Below are 19235 nucleotides of genomic sequence, written 5' to 3'. Positions count from 1 at the left end.
CGCAACGGAATGGTAGCAAAACCGAGTTGGTTGTATCTAACCTGAGCTGAAAAGACAGCAACAGGGCAGGTCTGCGGATGTTCACGAAGGTATTGAAAACGGGTCTAGGTGTCGTGGTTCTGGGCATCGTGGGTTTGCTTGGTTATCTGCTGATCGCCCCTCCGGACTTGCTGAAAGTGGGCACGAATTACTCGGCCAAGATTGTCTGTTCGAACGTTTTCATTGCCGGACGTGATCCGGACGAGGTCCTTACGGTGGATGTGCAGGCCCCGGGGCATCCGCTGCTCAAACACGTTTCGATTGAAGTTGATCGAGAGGCGCAGACTGTTCGCGCGCGACTCTTTCGGTTCTTCGCGCCCGCCACGTCGCAGTTCCGGCAGGGGCTTGGTTGCACCAACGTCCATGGTACATCCCTGAGTGAGCAGCGGCTTGAGGCCGCCAAGTCCGCGCCGACAGGTCTTTGGCCAAGTGGAACCGACGTTGCGCTGTCTGATGATCCAAAAGTTCGGGCTGTATTGTCGGATGACAAGCTGCTTGGCGAAGGATACCGCGCCGTAGTGGTGGTTCAAGGCGGGCGCATCGTGGCCGAACGCTATGCCGAAGGGTTTGACGCCGACACACCGTTGCTGGGCTGGTCCATGACCAAGACGGTCACTGCGGGGCTGATCGGAACGTTGATTGACGTGGGTCGGATGAACGTATCGGACACCCTCGTGGACAGCTTTCCCGAATGGGCAGAAGATGCAAGGCGAGACATCACTGTTGCCGACATGCTGGGCATGACAAGCGGTCTGCAATGGAATGAAGAATACGGAGACGTGTCGGACGTGACCAGGATGCTGTATCTCAGCGATGACATGGCCAGTTTCGCTGCTGACCGTGCACTGGAAGCCGGCATTGGAACCGACTTCAACTATTCCTCTGGTACATCCACCGCATTGTCCCGGGTGTGGCAGGACAACCTGCCCGATGGCGGTTTGAGCTATCCTCGGGTTTCGCTTTTTGAACCGCTCGGCATGACTTCGGCGATCATCGAGACAGATGTCGCCGATACATTCATCGGGTCCAGCTATATGTACGCAACGGCCCGTGACTGGGCGAGGTATGGCCAGTTTCTGCTGCAAAAGGGGGTGTGGGACGGCACGCGGATCTTGCCCGCAGGTTTTGTAGACTGGATGTTCGAGCCCGTTGCGGTTTCTGACGGGAAATATGCCAAAGGTCATCTTTGGCTGAAGTCGCCGGGCGACCTGCCATCCTTTGAGGACGCGGTTTGGTTACAAGGGCATGATGGTCAGTCCATCGGAATTTTCCCTTCGCATGACATGGTTGTCGTGCGGATGGGGCTTACACCGTCACGGTTGGGCTATTCTTCTTTGCCGCTGGCGAAAAAGCTTGTTTCGGCTTTCGGGGGGTAAGGGATCGAGCCTTGTGATCGACGCTGCTCCGACCATTTCGGCGGACGTTGCATGTGGGCAGGACACCGGGTCGCAGATCGATACCTTGCATCTCGGCAAGTTTTGGTATACCGCCGCATACAAACATAAGGTGCCGGTCCTTTTGTCGGCTCGGTGCATCAGCTAAATGGTCGGAACCCTCATGAGCCTTTACACAGAATACCTGAACGAAATCGAAACGCGCAAAGAACAGGGTCTGCACCCCAAACCCATCGAGGACGGCGCCCTTTTGCAGGAAATCATCGGGCAGATCAAAGATGCGGATAACGCGCATCGCGCCGATTCACTGAACCATCTAATCTACAACACGCTGCCGGGCACAACCAGTGCCGCAGGTGAAAAGGCACGCTTTCTGAAAGAGATCATCTTGGGTGACGCGATGGTCGAAGAAATCTCGCAGGATTTCGCGTTTGAATTGCTGTCGCATATGAAGGGCGGCCCATCAGTGGAGGTTCTGCTTGATCTGGCGCTGGGCGACGATGCAGACATTGCGCAGAAGGCGGCGGCAGTTCTGAAAACACAGGTATTCCTGTACGACGCAGACACGGACCGTTTGAAAGCGGCGTTTGAGGCCGGGAACGCCGTCGCCAAGGACATTCTGGAAAGCTATGCCAAGGCCGAGTTCCTTATCCGGCTTCCCGACATCGAAGAAGGAATCAAGGTTGTGACCTATGTGGCGGCTGAAGGGGACATCTCGACTGACCTTCTGTCGCCCGGCAATCAGGCGCATTCGCGGTCGGACCGTGAATTGCACGGCAAGTGCATGATCTCACCTGAAGCACAGGCCGAGATTCAGAACTTGCAAAAGCAGCATCCGGATAAACGCGTCATGCTGGTGGCTGAAAAAGGGACGATGGGCGTTGGATCGTCGCGCATGTCCGGAGTCAACAACGTCGCATTGTGGACCGGAAAGCCAGCCAGCCCCTATGTGCCTTTCGTGAACATCGCGCCGGTTGTTGCCGGTACAAACGGGATTTCACCGATCTTTCTGACCACCGTCGGCGTGACCGGTGGGATCGGCATCGATCTCAAGAACTGGGTCAAAAAAGTGGATGCCGACGGCAATCCGATCCTGAACAATGACGGTAATCCAATCCTTGAGCAGAAATATTCCGTCGAGACCGGAACGGTGCTGACCATCAACACCAAGGACAAAAAGCTGTACAATGACAAAGGCGACAAAGAGCTTGTCGACCTGTCATCGTCCTTCACGCCGCAAAAGATCGAATTCATAAAGGCCGGAGGATCTTATGCCATTGTCTTTGGCAAAAAGCTCCAGACATTCGCAGCCGAGACGCTCGGTATCGAGCTGAAATCCGCTTTCGCACCGTCCAAGGAGGTCTCGCATGAAGGGCAGGGCCTGACGGCGGTTGAAAAGATTTTCAACAAGAACGCGGTTGGCGTGGCCGACGGCAAAGTTCTGCATGCGGGCTCGGACGTTCGGGTGAAGGTCAACATCGTCGGTTCGCAGGACACCACCGGTCTGATGACGTCGCAGGAACTGGAAGCGATGGCGGCGACATTGATATCGCCCACCGTTGACGGTGCCTATCAGTCTGGCTGTCATACTGCTTCGGTTTGGGATTCCAAAGCGCAGGCAAATATCCCAAAATTGATGAAATTCATGAACAACTTCGGCCTGATCACCGCGCGTGACCCTAAAGGTGTTTATCACTCGATGACAGACGTGATTCACAAGGTCTTGAACGACATCACTGTGGATGACTGGGCAATCATCATCGGTGGGGACTCGCATACACGTATGTCCAAAGGCGTCGCATTTGGTGCGGATTCGGGTACTGTTGCACTGGCGCTGGCCACTGGCGAAGCCACCATGCCGATCCCGGAATCGGTCAAGGTGACCTTCAAGGGCCAGATGGCGGATCACATGGATTTCCGCGATGTGGTTCACGCCACCCAGGCGCAGATGCTCAAGAAATTCGGTGACAACGTGTTCCAGGGCCGGATCATCGAAGTTCATATCGGAACGTTGCTGGCGGATCAGGCATTCACCTTCACCGACTGGACAGCCGAAATGAAGGCCAAGGCATCGATCTGCATCTCTGCGGATGACACGTTGATCGAATCTCTGGAAATTGCGAAAAACCGTATCCAGATCATGATCGACAAAGGAATGGATAACGAAGCCCGGACACTGCAAGGTCTGATCGACAAGGCCAACGCGCGGATCGCGGAAATCAAGTCGGGTGAAAAGCCGGCCCTGAAACCGGATGAGAACGCCAAGTACTTTACCGAGCTGGTGGTTGATCTGGATGAGATTAGCGAACCCATGATTGCCGACCCGGATGTCAACAACGCGGATGTATCCAAGCGTTATACCCATGACACGATCCGGCCGGTTTCCCACTACAAGGGGGAAAAGAAGGTCGATCTGGGATTTGTTGGATCGTGCATGGTGCACAAGGGCGATCTGGTCATCGTCTCGCAGATGCTGAAAAACATCGAGCAGGAGACGGGCACAGTAGAGTTCAAGGCCCCGCTGGTCGTCGCAGCGCCGACCTACAACATCATTGATGAGCTGAAAGAAGAAGGCGAGTGGAGCATTCTTCAGAAGTATTCAGGCTTTGAATTCGACGATCTGTTCCCAAAGAGCAAAGCGCGGACGGAATACGAGAACATCCTGTATCTGGAGCGTCCGGGATGTAACCTTTGCATGGGCAACCAGGAGAAAGCCGCAAAGGGCGACACTGTCCTGGCCACGTCCACACGTCTGTTCCAGGGGCGTGTTGTTGAGGACGCGTCGGAGAAGAAAGGCGAATCCCTTCTGGCATCGACCCCGGTGGTGGTGCTGTCGGCTGTTTTGGGCCGGATGCCGACCGCCGAGGAATACAAGTCGGCCGTGAAAGGTATCGACCTGACCAAATTTGCGCCTCCGATGGAAAAGCCAGCAGGCACGAAGTCAGCGCATTTCTAAACGCAAGGTACTTCATTGATTGCCCGGCCACCCCTTCAGGTGGCCGGGTGATTGAATCTCGGTGCGTTCAGGCTTGGTTGCAGCGTGTGCCGCGATGACTCTAATCCAAAAGCGCGGCATGAGAATGCCCCCGGACCATTCGCACGACTTCGCGTGGACCACTCGGAAAAAATCCATGACCCACGGTCAAACGGTCGCTGTTCGGCGTCAGGCTGACAGCTCTTTATACATGTAAGTTGTGGGTTCCAATTTGGTTTCGAACGGGTTCCGGCAGTAGTTCGGAATTTCCCCTGCGATCTGAAACCCAAGGTCCAGATAGAGCATTCGAGACGGATCGGTACTGCGCGTATCAAGAACCAGCATCGTACGCTCCAACTCTTTTGTTCGTTGAAAGAGGGCTTCCATCAGGGCGCGGCCCAAACCACGCCGTCTGGCGTTCGGGTGTACCAGAAGCTTTGCGACATCAGCGCGGTGTGGCTGATTTGGCATAATCGCGGGGATCAGTTGCACCGTGCCCTGAATGCTCCGATTGTCATGGGTGACAAACACCTCCAATGCACCGGATTTCAGTCCAGGCTGAACGTTTTGCAACCAGTACCTCCGTGCATCGTCCAAGGTAAACGGAAGGACAAAGCCGATGCTGGCCCCGTCATGTACACAGGCGTGGAGGATTTCCGCCAGATCATCAACTGCCGCGCTGAAATCGAGATCGGTCAGACGCGAGATCATGTCAGCACCAAGAGATAACGCGCACCGCGAGATGCGCCGGTTTCGAACCGGGTTGGGCCTGACAGGTGATAGCGCAGGCAATCTCCGGCGCTCAGCGCATGGGGCGTTCCATCAACAGTCAGTGTCAGCGCGCCATCGATCAGGATCAGATGGTGTTCCTGTCCTGATTTTGGTGGCGTCTCGTAAGTGATGACCGTGTCACGCGGCAGGTGGCATTCCACGACCTCGGCATTCAGACCGTTTGCTGGGGGTGAAACTGAACGGCGGGTAAAGCCCGTCGCGGGATCGCGCCATTCGGTCTGGCGTTCAAATGGCACTTTGGGGTCAAAGCTGTCTTCGACCATCATCAAAAGCCGTGACATTGGCAGGTCAAAAGCGGCACAGAGACGGCCAAGATTCTCTGCGGTGGGGCTGACCTCTCCTTTCTCCATGCGGGACAGTGTGGCCCGACTGATTCCGCTGTGAGCGGCCAGTTGATCCAGCGACCATCCGCGCCCGTGGCGGAGTTCGTTCAGACGTGCGGCGAGGCGGTTCGAAAGGTTATCAAGCATGGCTCAAAAGGGAGAGAAAATTTCAATTGCGAGAAAAGTATTAAAAAAATATGAATTTGTAAACGAGAAAGGACGCGGAAACTCCGCGCCCTTGGTAAATCGCTGACGATGCTGCGGATTATTTCCAGCCAACTTCGTTGAAGATTTTCTGTGCTTCCGGGATGTTCTTGGCGACGTCTGACAGGTTCACGTCGTCAGCTTTGAAGTCACCCAGTGCTTTTACCGAATCTGCCAGCTCAACGCTCTGTACTGCCGGGAATTCGTCATTTCCTGCCGAAAAGTACTCCTGCGCCTGATCGCTTGCCAGATACTCAAGGAACAGGATTGCGTTTTCCTTGTTCGGTGCATGCGCCGCGACGCCACCGCCCGACAGGTTCATATGCGCACCATAGCTGTCCTGATTGGGGAAGACCCAGCCGATCATGTCGAGGTCAGAGGAAAGACCTTTGACGTCTTTGCGGATGGCCCGTGCATAGTAGTAAGTGTTCGACACAGCGATATCGCATTCGCCCGAAACGATGCCACGCAGCTGGTCGGTGTCACCCCCTTGCGGGTCCCGCGCCATGTTGGCGACAACGCCTTCCGCCCAGGACTTTGCAGCTTCTGCGCCTTCATGTGTGATGATCGAGGCGAGCAGGGTCTGGTTGTAGGTGTTGGTCGAGGACCGGATGCAGATCAGGTCCTTGTACTCCGGCTTGGCCAGGTCTGCGTAAGTGGCTGGCGGGTTGGTGACGTTTTCTTTGTTGTAAAAGATGATCCGACCGCGCTGTGAGAAGCCGAACCACTGGTTGTCTTCGTCCTGAAGGTTGGCGGGGATGCGCTCTTCCATGGTTTCGCTGTCGATTACTTGCAGAATGCCCGCATCTTTGGCACGCGCCAGACGAGAAGTGTCGACGGTCAGCATAACGTCGGCAGGAGAGTTCGCGCCTTCTGCTTCCATGCGCGCGATCAACTCGTCTGCCTTGCCTTCGATCCGGTTGATCTTGATACCAGTCGCATCTTCGAAGTCCGTGTACAGACGTTCGTCGGTGTCATAGTGGCGCGACGAATAAAGGTTCAGCTCGCCTTCAGCCGCGGCGGATGTTGCGATCAATGCCGACAGAGCGGCGGCCAGGCAGGTTGTGGATTTCAGCATAGTTTGCCCCAACAATTGAATTTCGCGTCGGTCGATAACCCGACTGATTTGCTCAATTATACGATTCTCGGCGGGATGCAAGAAAAACTGACAAATTTACTTGGTCAAATAATGTCGCACCGCTTACTGGGGCTTTTTCATTTGTTAACCATGTCGGGATCAGTTGGTAGGGCCGCCGCCGGACACCGGCAAGTGCTCAGGTGTCAGGTGGGCTCGGTGCAAATGGCGGGAGGGCTGTCGAAATGGTCGAGGTGTTGCTGGATGCCGTGACGCTGCTGTTGCTTCTCGGGCTGGTCGCGGGACCGGTCTGGCTTTGCGTAAGGCAGCCCGATTTTCCGTCCGGGTTCACCTGGAGCTTCGTGGTCGTCGTCGGTCTGACCATCCTGTTTTCGTGGTGGCGCGACTACGCGCTTGGTCTGGAGTTGTTTGCAATGGGGGTCGATCTTGACGGTTTTACGACCGATGAGCGGATGCGCGGTGTCGCGCCACATTTGCGAGACCAGGCGGAGCGCGTGGTCTTTTCCCCCGAACGGTTGGGTGTCGGCTGGCCGATAAAGACAGGATTCGCCCTGTTCGATTCAGTTCCCGCCGCGATGGCGGTCTGTTCCATTCCATGGATGGTGCGGATGGTTCTCAGACGGCGCCGCGGGGTCGAGATAACACAAAAAACCGCGCCCGAAGGCGCGGCTCTTTAAAGCGGTGTTTCGCCGTTCTCAGCCCTGACGAGCTTTGAACTTGCGCTGCGTCTTGTTGATAACGTAGACGCGGCCTTTGCGACGCACAATACGGCAGTCACGGTGCCGGTTCTTGAGCGAGCGGAGCGAGTTCTTGACCTTCATGGTCTGTCTCCAATCTGCGGCGCCTTCATCAAGGACGTGGCCAGCGCCTGGGTTACTCGGGTGTCCCGGATATCCGGAACAGTGAAATCATGGTGGGCGGTACAAGGATCGAACTTGTGACCCCTTCGATGTCAACGAAGTGCTCTACCGCTGAGCTAACCGCCCACTTTCCCTTTGCGTGCCCTGCCCCATAACGAAATGGGGCGCGGAACCCCGCGCCGGTAGCGGGGTCTATAAAAGGAGTCGCAAAGGGGTTCAAGGGGTTTGGAAGAACTATTTTCCGGTCTATGTTGATTGCGAAGAGGGAGGGATCATGCAGAACGCAGCCTTTGTATTGGATATGCCGGAAAACCGCAGTTCATGTGTGGTTTTTTCATCCCCACATAGCGGGCGGGACTATCCCGAAGCGTTTCTGAAGCGGTCCGTTCTGAACCAAAGCGTGATTCGGTCCTCGGAAGACGCATTTGTCGATCAATTGTTTGCGGCAGCAGCCGAGAGTGGCGCGCCTTTGATCAAAGCAACCATGCCGCGCGCTTATCTGGACCTGAATCGCAGTCTGGACGAATTGGACCCGGCGTTGATCAGCGGCGCCCGCAGGCACGGGCATAACCCAAGGGTCGCATCGGGGTTAGGCGTGATTCCCCGCGTCGTGGCCAATGGACGAGCAATTTACAGCGGCAAGCTGACCATGGACGAAGCACGGCTGCGCTTAGATACCTATTGGCGTCCTTATCATGCACGATTGAAGTCCTTGTTGGCCGAATCGCATGAGAAGTTCGGGCAGGCCATTCTGGTGGATTGCCACTCGATGCCGCATGAGGCGGTGTCCATGGCTGGTACGACCCGAAACAAACGGCCCGAAATCGTGCTGGGTGATCGGTTCGGTGCTTCGGCCTCGTCCGAGATTGTGGACTTCATCGAATCGGCGTTTTCTGCGGCAGGACTGAATGTGGCGCGCAATGCCCCGTTTGCCGGGGCCTATGTAACGCAGACATATGGCCGCCCCACCCGCCAGCAACACGCGATTCAGATCGAAATTGACCGCGCCCTGTATATGAACGAAGAGAAGATTGCGCCGAACGCCAATTTCATGACGTTTTCGAAACTCCTCCGGCAAGTGGTTCGCGAGATATGCAGCATCGGTTCCAAGCCGGTCCGTCTGGCTGCGGAATGAGCCTAGCGCAAAGCGCGGCCCTTCACGATTGCGTCTGCGCCGAATCTCTGACGGATTTCGTCGGTGGCCCGCTCGGCCCGCGATCTGCGGACGGCGCCGGGATCAAGCAGGTCGCCGGAAATGTCGGCCAGATCCGCCGGGCACAGGTCAGACAGACCACACCCCAACAGGCGGTACGGCCCCTGATCCCCCACCTGATCAAAAAGCCCCCTTGCCGTGCGATAAATCCGGTCTGCGATCTGCGTCGCGTCCCGCAACGACACGCGCCGTGTCAGAATCTTATGATTGGCTTTCTTCAGCTTCAGCGTAACGACCCGGCCAGCTAGATCCTTGGCCTTGGCCCGGTCCGAGACCTTCAGGGCCATGCGCCACAAATGCCCGTCCAGAACGTCAATATTGGCGGTGTCCTCGAAAAATGTGGTCTCATTGCTGATCGATTTCATCGGCTCATGAGTTGAAACGCGTCGTTTGTCTTGACCCCGTGCCAAATGCCACAGGCGATACCCCATCGAGCCGAAACGCGCAGTCAAAGCCTCCTGATCCCAACGCAGCAGGTCGTTGAAGGTTCGAATCCCCGCACGGTCCAGTGATTCCTGCGCAGCGGGGCCAATGCCCCAGATCAACCGTACGGGTTTGTCATTCAAAAACTCTGCCGTCTCGGCCTTGCCAATCACCGAAAACCCGCGGGGCTTATCGAGGTCCGAGGCAACCTTGGCCAGGAACTTGTTGTGACTCAGCCCGATAGATCCGGTCACACCCAGTTCATCTTTCATGCGTTTGACGAGGCGCGCCAACATGGCGGCAGGAGGTGCCCCGTGCAGGCGTTGGGTGCCGGACAAGTCCATGAAGGCTTCGTCCAGGGACAGAGGTTCGACCACTGGCGTCAGTTCATCCATCATGGCTCGGATGTCGCGTGACACCTGGGCATACACAGACATGCGTGGTTTGATCACGACGGCATCAGGGCACAGTTGCAGCGCTTTGAACATGGGCATGGCGGATCGTACACCCCGAATTCGGGCCACGTAGCATGCCGTGGAAACAACGCCGCGTTTGCCGCCGCCGATGATGACAGGTTTGTCTGCCAGTTCCGGATTGTCCCGCTTTTCCACCGAAGCATAAAAGGCATCGCAATCCATATGAGCGATGGTCAGGTCAAGGAGTTCGGGGTGTGACTTTACCCTGGGGCTACCGCAGCCCGTGCAGCGCCGTTCGTTTGTCAAAAGGGTCAGGCAATCTCGGCAAAGACCGGGCATCTGCGTCCTCGTGTGTTCCGCAGTTGGCTTGGGAGTTCTTTATATCATGCAGTGATATCGATCAAAGATCATTCAGATAAAAGAAAACCCCCCGCAGCATCGCGGGGGGAAGTAACGAACCTCAGGAAGAAAAGGTTCGTTGGGGAGTTAATCCCTTTAAGAATCGCCAAGATTTCCCTACGGAGATAGAGTGAAGGTTGCTTTGGAAAAACTCACTTTCTGAATGTGTGTTTTCTGGCACAGGGACGATTTGGCGCGGATTCGTCAAAAATTGACGTAAGGTCAACCTGTTGCGGCGGTTTTTTCAGTACGAATACCGGCTGAAACGATGATTCCGGTCATCACGTTTTCAGAGAACTTAGCTCGGTCAAAACGGCTGCGGCTGCGGATTTTGGGTCATTCGCCTGATAAATGGGACGGCCAACAACGATATGATCCGCTCCGTCCTGGATGGCGCTGGCTGGTGTGGCCACACGTTTTTGATCTCCCAGTGCCGCGCCTGCCGGACGCACGCCGGGGGTTACGATCAGTCGGCCCCTTGCCTGGGGCAAGGCGCGGATCAGGGCGGCCTCCTGCGGGCTTGCGATCACGCCGTCGGCTCCGGCCTCAAAGGCGCGGGCGGCGCGTTCCACCACCATGTCCTGCACGGCTCCGGTCTTCATCAAGCCCGCATCCAGATCGTCGCGGTTCAGCGAGGTCAGGATGGTCACCGCCAGGATCTTCAGATCCTTACCCGCCGCCCCTTCCTTGGCGGCGCGCACCACGTGCGGGTCACCATGCACGGTCAGGAAATCCAGATCGAACTGCGCCAGCCCCCGCACCGCGTTTTCCACCGTGTTGCCGATGTCGAACAGCTTCATGTCCAGAAAGATTCGCTTGCCGTGTTCCTGCTTCAGCTCATTGGCCAAGGCCAGCCCGCCGCCGGTCAGCATGCCCAGGCCGATCTTGTAGAACGAAACGACGTCGCCCAGCGTCTCGGCCAGCTTCAACCCCTCCAGTGCGTTGGGGACATCGAGGGCTACGATCAGGCGGTCATCGGCGGTTTGGGGCATTGTTTCGACCTTTCAGGCTTGGCGGGATCGGCGCTTCTGTAGAGCGTCTGGCGCATTGAGACAAGAAAAGACGCAGGAGAATTCGGGATGATACGGTTGGGTGTGGTGGCCTCAGCGGCATTTTGGCCGGGGCGGGCGCGGTCTGGGCCGGTGCGACGGATTGCGACGAGGCCCGACTGGTCTGGGCAGACGTCAAGGACAGCGGGTCAGCGACGGCCATCGAGAATTTGCACAGATCTACGCCGACTGCCCGATCTATGCCCAACTGGCGCGCAATCTGCTGGCGGGGCTGATGGGTGACGCTCCCGCGCCGGCAAAGGCTGACGCCCCAAGGGACCGCAACGGTGCCTGCGGGTCTCCGACCTTCGCCCTCGGCCGGAAACCGCCTCCGACGATCCACCGCAGGACCCCGACTATTCGGACGGAGAGTACGACTGCCTGATGGCTGCCGCCGCTCCGGGCCAGTCGCCCTATTTCGACGGGGTAAAATGGGTCGACATGGACGCCGAGAACGCGATGGCGATCTGCGCCGATCTCCTGCTGAAAGACCAGGATGTCAACGCTGAGGTCGTGGCGGCGTTTGGCCGCTCGCTGGTGAAGGGCGGCAGGCTGGAAATGGCGCTCGAGTTTTCGGAACTGGCCGCGATGGAGGGCAGCGGGCTGGCGATGAACACGCTGACCACGCTCTATAACGATGGCGAGATCGTTCCCGAGGACGACGAAACCGTGTTTGCCTTGTACATGGCGGCCGCCGAATCCGGTCTGTCGATGGGGATGCATAACGTTGCGTATGGCTACGAGAACGAGGACGGTGTGGCGCGCGACATCGACAAGGCGCTGTACTATTATCAAAAGGCCGCGTTCCTCGGGTATGAGCCGTCTCTGCTGCGCCTCGGCACATTCTATCGCGACGGAACGCATGTCACGCGCGACATGCAGCGTGCGGTCGACTATCTGAAGATGGCGGCCCGTAACGGCAGCGCCGATGCTGCGGCGCATCTGGGCTTATTCTACGAGACCGGCGAGAACGGACATGTAAAAGACATCGAACAGGCGCTGGGCTATTATTTCCAGGCCGCCGAGCAGGACGATGTCGTCGCACTGCACAACCTTGGTTCTCTGACCTATCACGGGCGGGACGGCGTGCCTCAGGACACCCAAGCAGCCTTTGTTTTCTGGGTCAGGGCTGCGAAACTCGGCGATATTGAAGTCGCGGCGCAAGTTCGGCCGGTTGCTGTGCGAATCCGGCGATGTCGCGGGGGCGTTGAAGTTTTGTCGCCTCGCGGCCGGGCAGGGGGACGACGTGGCGCAACAACTGATCCGGCAGATTGAAGGCGATTGAGACCTGAGTCCGGGGGACGTGGTTTCCCCGCACTGTCTCAACTGTGCTATGGTGCGGCCGTTCAGAAACGGAATTGCACCAAAGGGACAGACCATGAAGCACTTCATTCCGCTGGCTGCGGCAGCGGCCATAGCGGCCTGCACCGACACGCCGCCGAGCGCACCCGAAACCGGTGCCGCCCCGGCCCCCACCAATGACGACCTTTACCTCGTCCGCGGTTATCGGTCCGAGGATGACTGGTGCCAGTTGACCGGCGAAACCGCCTTTACAGGCAATTTCCTTGACCACACCGCCGATCTTGTATCCTGCCCCACAGGCAGCGCCGCCGCGCAGACTCTGGTCGAGATGTACGATGCCCAGCAGGTGGCCGAAACCGGAGGTTACACAGTCTATACAATTTCGCGCGGCTGACGGCTTTTTTCACTCTCCAGCCTCTTGAAGCGGTGGGGATATTTCCCAGATTGAGGACAAGGCCCGGACCACTGCGTGCTGCCAAGCGGGCGCAAATCCACCGGGCGCTTGGAAAAGGAGAATACCATGGACTTGAACAAGTTCACCGAACGGGCACGGGGGTTCGTGCAGGCGGCGCAGACCATTGCGCTGCGCGAGGGGCACCAGAGGCTGGAGCCCACACATATACTCAAGGCATTGATGGATGACGATCAGGGGCTGGCGAGCAATCTGATCACGCGCGCGGGCGGCGCGCCGGACCGCGTGGTTGAGGCGCTCGACGCTGCAATGGGCAAGATCCCGAAAGTCAGCGGCGATGCGAGCCAGATTTACATGGACGGCCAGACTGCCAAGGTTCTGGACGAGGCCGAGAAAATCGCCACCAAAGCGGGCGACAGCTTTGTGCCTGTCGAACGCGTGTTGATGGCGCTGTGCATGGTCAAATCCAAAGCCAAAGAGGCGCTGGAAGCCGGTGCCGTATCTGCGCAAAAACTCAATGAAGCCATCAACGACATCCGCAAAGGTCGCACTGCTGACACCGCATCGGCGGAAGAGGGCTATGATGCACTCAAAAAATATGCCCGCGACCTGACCGAGGCCGCGCGCGAGGGCAAGATCGACCCGATCATCGGGCGGGATGAGGAAATCCGCCGCGCGATGCAGGTCCTGTCGCGCCGCACCAAAAACAACCCGGTTCTGATCGGTGAACCCGGCGTCGGTAAAACCGCGATTGCCGAGGGCATGGCCCTGCGCATCGTCAACGGAGACGTGCCGGAATCGCTGAAGGACAAGAAACTGCTTGCGCTCGACATGGGCGCGCTGATCGCAGGTGCGAAGTACCGTGGGGAATTCGAAGAACGCCTCAAGGCCGTTTTGACCGAGGTCACCGAGGCCGCAGGTGAGATCATTTTGTTCATCGACGAGATGCACACGCTGGTTGGCGCGGGCAAATCGGATGGTGCCATGGATGCTGCCAACCTGATCAAGCCTGCGCTTGCTCGGGGTGAGCTGCATTGTATCGGTGCGACCACGTTGGACGAGTACCGTAAATACGTCGAAAAAGATGCGGCCCTCGCGCGGCGGTTCCAGCCCGTGATAGTGCAGGAGCCGACGGTCGAGGATACGATCAGCATCCTTCGCGGTATCAAGGAAAAGTACGAGCTGCACCACGGAGTCCGTATTTCGGATTCGGCGTTGGTATCGGCCGCGACCCTGTCGCATCGGTACATCACCGACCGCTTCCTGCCGGACAAGGCTATCGACCTCGTCGACGAGGCCGCCGCGCGTCTGCGCATGGAAGTGGACAGCAAGCCTGAAGAACTGGACCAGTTGGATCGTCAGATCCTGCAGTTGCAGATCGAGGAAGAAGCGTTGAAACTTGAAGATGACGCGGCCTCCAAGGATCGGCTTGAAACGTTGCAAAAGGAATTGGCCGACCTCAAGGAGAAATCCGCCGAGATGACCGCTCAGTGGCAGGCCGAGCGGGACAAACTGGCCAGCGCCCGTGATCTGAAGGAACAGCTCGACAAGGCGCGGGCCGATCTGGAGATCGCCAAGCGTGAAGGCAATCTGGCCAAGGCCGGTGAGCTGTCTTATGGCGTCATCCCCGAGTTGGAGCGCAAGCTGGCCGAGGCTGAAAGCCAGGAAAGCAACGCGGTCACGGCCAAGGAAACGGTGCGCCCTGAACAGATCGCAGCCGTCGTAGAACGCTGGACGGGTATCCCGACCTCGAAGATGCTGGAAGGCGAGCGCGACAAGCTGCTGCGTATGGAAGAAGCGCTGCACGCCCGCGTGGTCGGCCAGGACGAGGCCGTTACAGCTGTGGCCAACGCCGTGCGCCGGGCCCGTGCCGGTTTGAATGACGAAGGGCGGCCGCTGGGTTCGTTCCTGTTCCTTGGGCCAACCGGTGTCGGTAAGACCGAGCTGACCAAAGCCGTCGCCGAGTATCTGTTCGACGATGAAAACGCTATGGTGCGGGTCGACATGTCGGAATTCATGGAGAAACACGCCGTTGCCCGTCTGATCGGTGCCCCGCCGGGTTATGTCGGCTATGACGAAGGCGGCGTTCTGACCGAAGCAGTCCGGCGCAGGCCGTATCAGGTTGTCCTGTTCGACGAGGTCGAAAAGGCTCATCCGGACGTGTTCAACGTGCTGTTGCAGGTGCTGGATGACGGTGTCCTGACCGACGGTCAGGGTCGTACGGTTGATTTCAAGCAGACGCTGATCATTCTGACCTCGAACCTTGGTAGCCAGGCACTCAGCCAATTGCCTGAGGGTGCCGATAGTGCGCAGGCCAAGCATGACGTGATGGATGCCGTAAGAGCCCATTTCCGGCCCGAATTCCTGAACCGTCTGGACGAAACCATCATCTTCGACCGGCTGAAACGGTCGGATATGGCTGCGATTGTTGACATCCAGCTGGGTCGTCTTCTTAAACGCCTGGCCGCGCGCAAGATCGACTTGGTACTGGACGATGCCGCCAAGGAGTGGTTGGCAAACGAAGGCTATGACCCGGTCTTCGGTGCCCGCCCGCTGAAACGCGTCATCCAGCGCGCCTTGCAGAACCCGTTGGCAGAAGCTCTGCTGGCCGGTGAGATCAAGGACGGCGAGACTGTTCCTGTGACCGTTGGGACCGATGGTCTGATCATCGTTGACCGGTTGGGAAATTCAAAACGACCCCGCCCGGATGATGCTGTGGTGCATTGATCTGACACCGGAAACTGGAAAGGCCCGCCTTAAAGGCGGGCCTTTTTTCATGTCGGCTTTCCATAGCCTTTGTTCAGATACTCGTTGAGCGCTTTCATCCAGACCTGCGCTTCCTCCAATGGAAACTGGGCTGTAAACCTAAGCTTCATAATACAATTGTCCACGACGCCAACCGCCAGAAACTCGGACAGGCCATCTGATGCTTTGGCCTCGGCCCGAAATGGCAACACCTGCGACGGATCACGCAACTGATAGGCGTTGATTTCGCCGAGTTCAGCACCGCGCCGCGCAGCTATTGCAGCGATATCGCGTGCGGCTTGTTTAAAGCTTTCAAGGGCCATTTCGGATGAGACGACCCCTTGTTGGTGGTCATAGAAGAAAACTGTGATCTTGGAGGATGGGTCTGCAAATGTGGCGGAATAGCCAAGGCCCGGGTGGCTGTCTTCATAAACTTCAGACCCGGCCTGGTTCAGATCGCTCAGGACCTGCGACGCGCGCTCAAACAGCTTTTTGCAGGATTGCACATCAGCCAATGCCGATCCGCACAGTAAAGACAGAGAAATAACCAGTGGTCTGAGCAACATGGAGGCAGGGTGTCCCGAACAGTTCAAGAAAGCACAAAGTCTTGGTTTGCAACTGTGGCGGAAATTTGGCCCTGCCGGAAAGATGGCCGGGCGGGCGTTGGTCAGCCGCCCGGGAATTTGTCAGATCAACGCAAAGATCCGGGCCGGCCCGCCGGTGCCGCCTTGGTGCTTGGGCGCGCCGACCACCAGCGTTGCCCCAGACGCAGGCACGCGATCCAACCCAGCCAGGCATTCGATCCCGAATCGGCCTGACGGCAACCACGCGTAATGCGTCGCGAAATCTGCGGACATGCCGTGATCCAGGGACAGGGTATCAACGGCAATTGATCGTGCTCCGGTCTCCTCCATCAGCATCTGCGCTGCTTCAACGTGGAAGCCCGGGTAATGCTGCGCTTCGCCGTCGAAATTGCGGAACTCATCCGTGGCGGTTTTGCCTGCCCATCCGGAATGCATCGCCACGCAGGCTCCAACAGGGATATCACCATTGGCCGCAATCCAGGCTTTCAGATCATCCGGGGTGACGCGCGTGTCAGCATCCTCGGCAGCTCGGGCAGCGATGTCCACGACGCACAAGGAGGCGACCAGATCCGTGACAGGGATTTCGTCAACTGATGTCCCATCCGCCGAGAAGTGAAGCGGTGCATCGATATGCGTACCCGTATGTTCGTTGATTGACAGGTTGAACAGATTGAAGCCGTGATCAGAAAAGTTGAAAGCTTGCTCGGCCGAGATGCCGGGCTCGCCGCCCCATGTCGGGAAATTCGGGCTCAGCGTGTGGGTCATATCCTCGACACCGCCATGCCCAGCCGCCAATGCTGCGGGCGCGGCGGCCCCGGTTGCGGCTGCTGCAACACCCGAAGCGGCAGCAGCTTTGAAGAATCCGCGACGAGACAGCATCTTGTCTTTGACGGCATTCATTACACAAATATCACACATTTTCTTCCTCCCATTGCGGCCAAAAGGCTGCAACCGCAGCCTTGCCTCGCGTTCGGCTTGGCGTGGCGCCCGTATGACAGAGTGCAGCTTTGCGTCAGCAGTTGTAAAGTTTTGTGCCCGTGTTTTGATTGTAATCCAAGAAAAACCCGGTTTTCTGCCGGGCGCTAAAGGTTCTCACGTCTATGGTTTTCGTTGCTGACACCGTTCCCCGAAGGTCCGGCCACACCGGAACGTTACAATCACTTCGCTCAATCGTTACGCCTGTTTCTGTGGCTCTGTGCTATCAGCACACTACGTCAACACTGACTGTTGCACATGACGGAGACCCATATGGCGCATCGCTGGACCAACACTTTGACACATGCCGACGTCACCCCCCGGGCGGCGTTTCTCAACCGGAGGCAGGTTATGGCCGGGCTGGCAGGTGTCGGCCTGACTGCGATGGCCAAACCGGCGGCAGCACAGGATGGGTTGGAGCCGAACACCTGGGAAGAGATCACCACGTACAACAACTACTATGAGTTCGGGACCGGAAAAGATGACCCGGCAAAATATGCTCACACGCTGGTGACCGAACCCTGGAGCGTGCAGATCGACGGTCTGGTTGACCGCCCGGGCGACTATGATTTCCACAGTATCCTGTCCGAGATGACGATCGAGGAACGGATCTATCGCTTCCGCTGTGTAGAAGCGTGGTCGATGGTCGTTCCATGGAACGGCTTCGAGCTGGCTGACCTTCTGAACCTGGCAGGTGTGCAGGAGGGTGCAAAATATGCGGCATTCGAAACGGCCTATCGCCCAGACGAGATGCCGGGAACGCGGTTTCCCATTCTCGAATGGCCGTACCGGGAGGGCTTGCGCCTGGACGAGGCGATGCACCCTCTGACAATCATGGCAACCGGAATCTACGACCGACCGATTCCCAACCAGAACGGCGCGCCTTTGCGTTTGGTCGTTCCGTGGAAATATGGCTTCAAATCGATCAAGTCGATCGTTCGGATCACTCTGACCGAGGAGGAACCGCCCACCAGCTGGAACATGTCCAATCCGCGCGAATACGGGTTCTATAGTAATGTGAACCCGAATGTGGACCATCCACGTTGGTCTCAGGCTTCCGAACGCGAGATCGGGGGCGGGCTTTTCGCGTCACGTAAGCCGACCCTGATGTTCAACGGGTATGAAGAAGAGGTCGCCAGTCTTTACGAGGGCATGGATTTGGCCAAGAACTATTAGAATCATGCAGTCGATTAACCAGACACTCCGCCGTATTCCGGTATGGGCGATATATCTGCTGGGGGCGTTGCCTGCGCCCTGGCTGTTTTATCTTGGCCTTACCGGTAGTCTGGGGGTCGAACCGATTGAGGCGTTGGAGCATAGATATGGTGAACTGGCCCTGCAGTTGCTGATTGCCGGTCTGGCCGTCACGCCTCTGCGCCGGCATGTCGGTTTGAACCTGATGAAGTATCGCCGAGCGATCGGAGTGCTCACTTTTGTATACGTCGCGTTGCATCTTCTTGTGTGGCTGGTTCTGGATGTGCAGCTTCCCAGCCAGATCTGGGCGGATATCCTCAAGCGCCCGTACATAACGGTCGGCATGGGGGCGTTCCTTCTCCTGCTTCCGTTGGCGTTGACGTCCAATAATTGGTCGGTGCGCCGACTGGGATCACGCTGGCGCAAGCTGCACTGCCTTGTGTACGCGGCTGCGCTGTTGGGGGGCGTGCATTACGTCATGCTGGCAAAAGGATTTCAGATCGAGCCGCTTGCTTATCTGGCAACCATCATCGCCCTGCTTGCCCTGCGTCTTCCGATTCCAATCCTGTCTTTGTGGTCCAACAGGGCAGATTCCGCCTGACTCGGAGGTGAGTCTGTGGGTAATCATGTACATAACGCGTTGAGCCGCGAATTCCGACCTGCATTTTCTTGAATTTCGGCGGCGACGCGCCTGATGAAATGTTCTTAAGTTTCTGTAATAAATTGATAAATTATCTTTATGAGAATTTCTTTTGTTTTTGTGAATTTTCCACTTGCGGCTTTGTCGGGTTATACTTAGAACCCCCTTCACCGGCGCTGCTGAGGCGGTGCTGACGGGCTG

17 protein-coding genes and 1 tRNA gene are annotated in these 19235 nt (G+C 57.5%); 9 read left to right on the top strand and 9 right to left on the bottom strand.

Features of this window, described 5'->3' with window-relative positions:
• The first annotated feature begins 77 nt into the window (after window positions 1-77).
• The gene (locus AC2FFA_RS21420) at window positions 78-1415 is read left to right on the top strand and encodes a serine hydrolase domain-containing protein (RefSeq protein WP_496853171.1); all 1338 of its coding nucleotides are present in this window, start codon (window positions 78-80) and stop codon (window positions 1413-1415) included.
• A 181-nt stretch (window positions 1416-1596) separates the two neighbouring features.
• Complete coding sequence (locus AC2FFA_RS21415; RefSeq protein WP_496853170.1) at window positions 1597-4389, top strand: bifunctional aconitate hydratase 2/2-methylisocitrate dehydratase; 2793 nt, start codon at window positions 1597-1599, stop codon at window positions 4387-4389.
• Between the two features lie 207 nt (window positions 4390-4596).
• On the opposite strand, the gene AC2FFA_RS21410 is transcribed toward AC2FFA_RS21415, so the two are convergent.
• From AC2FFA_RS21410 to AC2FFA_RS21400, 3 genes are all read right to left on the bottom strand, one after another.
• Window positions 4597-5118 carry a GNAT family N-acetyltransferase gene (locus tag AC2FFA_RS21410; RefSeq protein WP_496853169.1) on the bottom strand — a complete coding sequence of 174 codons (522 nt, stop codon included), beginning with the start codon at window positions 5116-5118 and terminating at the stop codon, window positions 4597-4599.
• On the bottom strand, window positions 5115-5669 hold the full coding sequence (locus tag AC2FFA_RS21405; RefSeq protein ID WP_496685995.1) for a helix-turn-helix domain-containing protein: 555 nt from the start codon (window positions 5667-5669) through the stop codon (window positions 5115-5117). The genes AC2FFA_RS21410 and AC2FFA_RS21405 overlap by 4 nt, the downstream gene beginning before the upstream one ends.
• Window positions 5670-5787: 118 nt before the next feature.
• Window positions 5788-6804: a Fe(3+) ABC transporter substrate-binding protein gene (locus AC2FFA_RS21400; RefSeq protein WP_299902004.1), complete on the bottom strand. Its 1017-nt coding sequence runs from the start codon at window positions 6802-6804 to the stop codon at window positions 5788-5790.
• 242 nt (window positions 6805-7046) lie between these two features.
• On the opposite strand from AC2FFA_RS21400, the gene AC2FFA_RS21395 reads away from it, so the two are divergent.
• Entirely contained in the window at window positions 7047-7499 is a 453-nt protein-coding gene (locus AC2FFA_RS21395) for a hypothetical protein (protein WP_496853168.1), read from the top strand.
• 18 nt (window positions 7500-7517) lie between these two features.
• Here the strand turns inward: AC2FFA_RS21395 and ykgO are convergent, their stop codons facing one another.
• Together ykgO and AC2FFA_RS21385 are read right to left on the bottom strand one after the other, a co-directional pair.
• A complete protein-coding gene (gene ykgO / locus AC2FFA_RS21390) occupies window positions 7518-7643 on the bottom strand; it encodes a type B 50S ribosomal protein L36 (protein ID WP_008755722.1) in 126 nt (41 codons plus the stop codon).
• A 90-nt stretch (window positions 7644-7733) separates the two neighbouring features.
• Window positions 7734-7808, bottom strand: a tRNA-Val gene (locus tag AC2FFA_RS21385).
• A 148-nt stretch (window positions 7809-7956) separates the two neighbouring features.
• Here AC2FFA_RS21385 and AC2FFA_RS21380 point away from each other — a divergent pair.
• Window positions 7957-8817 carry an N-formylglutamate amidohydrolase gene (locus AC2FFA_RS21380; protein ID WP_496720641.1) on the top strand — a complete coding sequence of 287 codons (861 nt, stop codon included), beginning with the start codon at window positions 7957-7959 and terminating at the stop codon, window positions 8815-8817.
• Between the two features lie 2 nt (window positions 8818-8819).
• Here the strand turns inward: AC2FFA_RS21380 and AC2FFA_RS21375 are convergent, their stop codons facing one another.
• Both AC2FFA_RS21375 and pyrF read right to left on the bottom strand, forming a co-directional pair.
• Window positions 8820-10073: a DNA polymerase IV gene (locus AC2FFA_RS21375; protein WP_496677055.1), complete on the bottom strand. Its 1254-nt coding sequence runs from the start codon at window positions 10071-10073 to the stop codon at window positions 8820-8822.
• A 341-nt stretch (window positions 10074-10414) separates the two neighbouring features.
• Window positions 10415-11125, bottom strand: coding sequence for an orotidine-5'-phosphate decarboxylase (pyrF, locus tag AC2FFA_RS21370; RefSeq protein WP_496853167.1), 711 nt, complete (start codon window positions 11123-11125; stop codon window positions 10415-10417).
• Between the two features lie 441 nt (window positions 11126-11566).
• Here pyrF and AC2FFA_RS21365 point away from each other — a divergent pair, with 441 nt between their 5' ends.
• The 3 genes from AC2FFA_RS21365 (at window position 11567) to clpB (ending at window position 15623) form a co-directional block, all read left to right on the top strand.
• Window positions 11567-12457: a tetratricopeptide repeat protein gene (locus AC2FFA_RS21365; RefSeq protein WP_496853166.1), complete on the top strand. Its 891-nt coding sequence runs from the start codon at window positions 11567-11569 to the stop codon at window positions 12455-12457.
• Window positions 12458-12560: 103 nt separating this feature from the next.
• Window positions 12561-12878 (top strand): hypothetical protein, encoded by a 318-nt coding sequence (locus tag AC2FFA_RS21360; protein WP_496853165.1) that lies wholly within the window; start codon window positions 12561-12563, stop codon window positions 12876-12878.
• A 126-nt stretch (window positions 12879-13004) separates the two neighbouring features.
• Window positions 13005-15623 (top strand): ATP-dependent chaperone ClpB, encoded by a 2619-nt coding sequence (gene clpB, locus AC2FFA_RS21355; RefSeq protein WP_496853164.1) that lies wholly within the window; start codon window positions 13005-13007, stop codon window positions 15621-15623.
• Between the two features lie 47 nt (window positions 15624-15670).
• On the opposite strand, the gene AC2FFA_RS21350 is transcribed toward clpB, so the two are convergent.
• Together AC2FFA_RS21350 and AC2FFA_RS21345 are read right to left on the bottom strand one after the other, a co-directional pair.
• Window positions 15671-16207, bottom strand: a complete 537-nt coding sequence (locus AC2FFA_RS21350; RefSeq protein WP_496853163.1) for a hypothetical protein — start codon at window positions 16205-16207, stop codon at window positions 15671-15673.
• Window positions 16208-16327: 120 nt separating this feature from the next.
• The gene (locus AC2FFA_RS21345; RefSeq protein WP_496853162.1) at window positions 16328-17143 is read right to left on the bottom strand and encodes a cyclase family protein; all 816 of its coding nucleotides are present in this window, start codon (window positions 17141-17143) and stop codon (window positions 16328-16330) included.
• A 330-nt stretch (window positions 17144-17473) separates the two neighbouring features.
• Here AC2FFA_RS21345 and msrP point away from each other — a divergent pair, with 330 nt between their 5' ends.
• Window positions 17474-18376 carry a protein-methionine-sulfoxide reductase catalytic subunit MsrP gene (msrP, locus tag AC2FFA_RS21340; RefSeq protein ID WP_117870693.1) on the top strand — a complete coding sequence of 301 codons (903 nt, stop codon included), beginning with the start codon at window positions 17474-17476 and terminating at the stop codon, window positions 18374-18376.
• A 4-nt stretch (window positions 18377-18380) separates the two neighbouring features.
• Window positions 18381-18995, top strand: a complete 615-nt coding sequence (gene msrQ / locus AC2FFA_RS21335) for a protein-methionine-sulfoxide reductase heme-binding subunit MsrQ (protein WP_496853161.1) — start codon at window positions 18381-18383, stop codon at window positions 18993-18995.
• Window positions 18996-19235: the final 240 nt, after the last annotated feature.

The organism is Ruegeria sp. YTSB088 (assembly GCF_059609825.1).
This window is presented reverse-complemented; position numbering and strand designations above follow the sequence as displayed.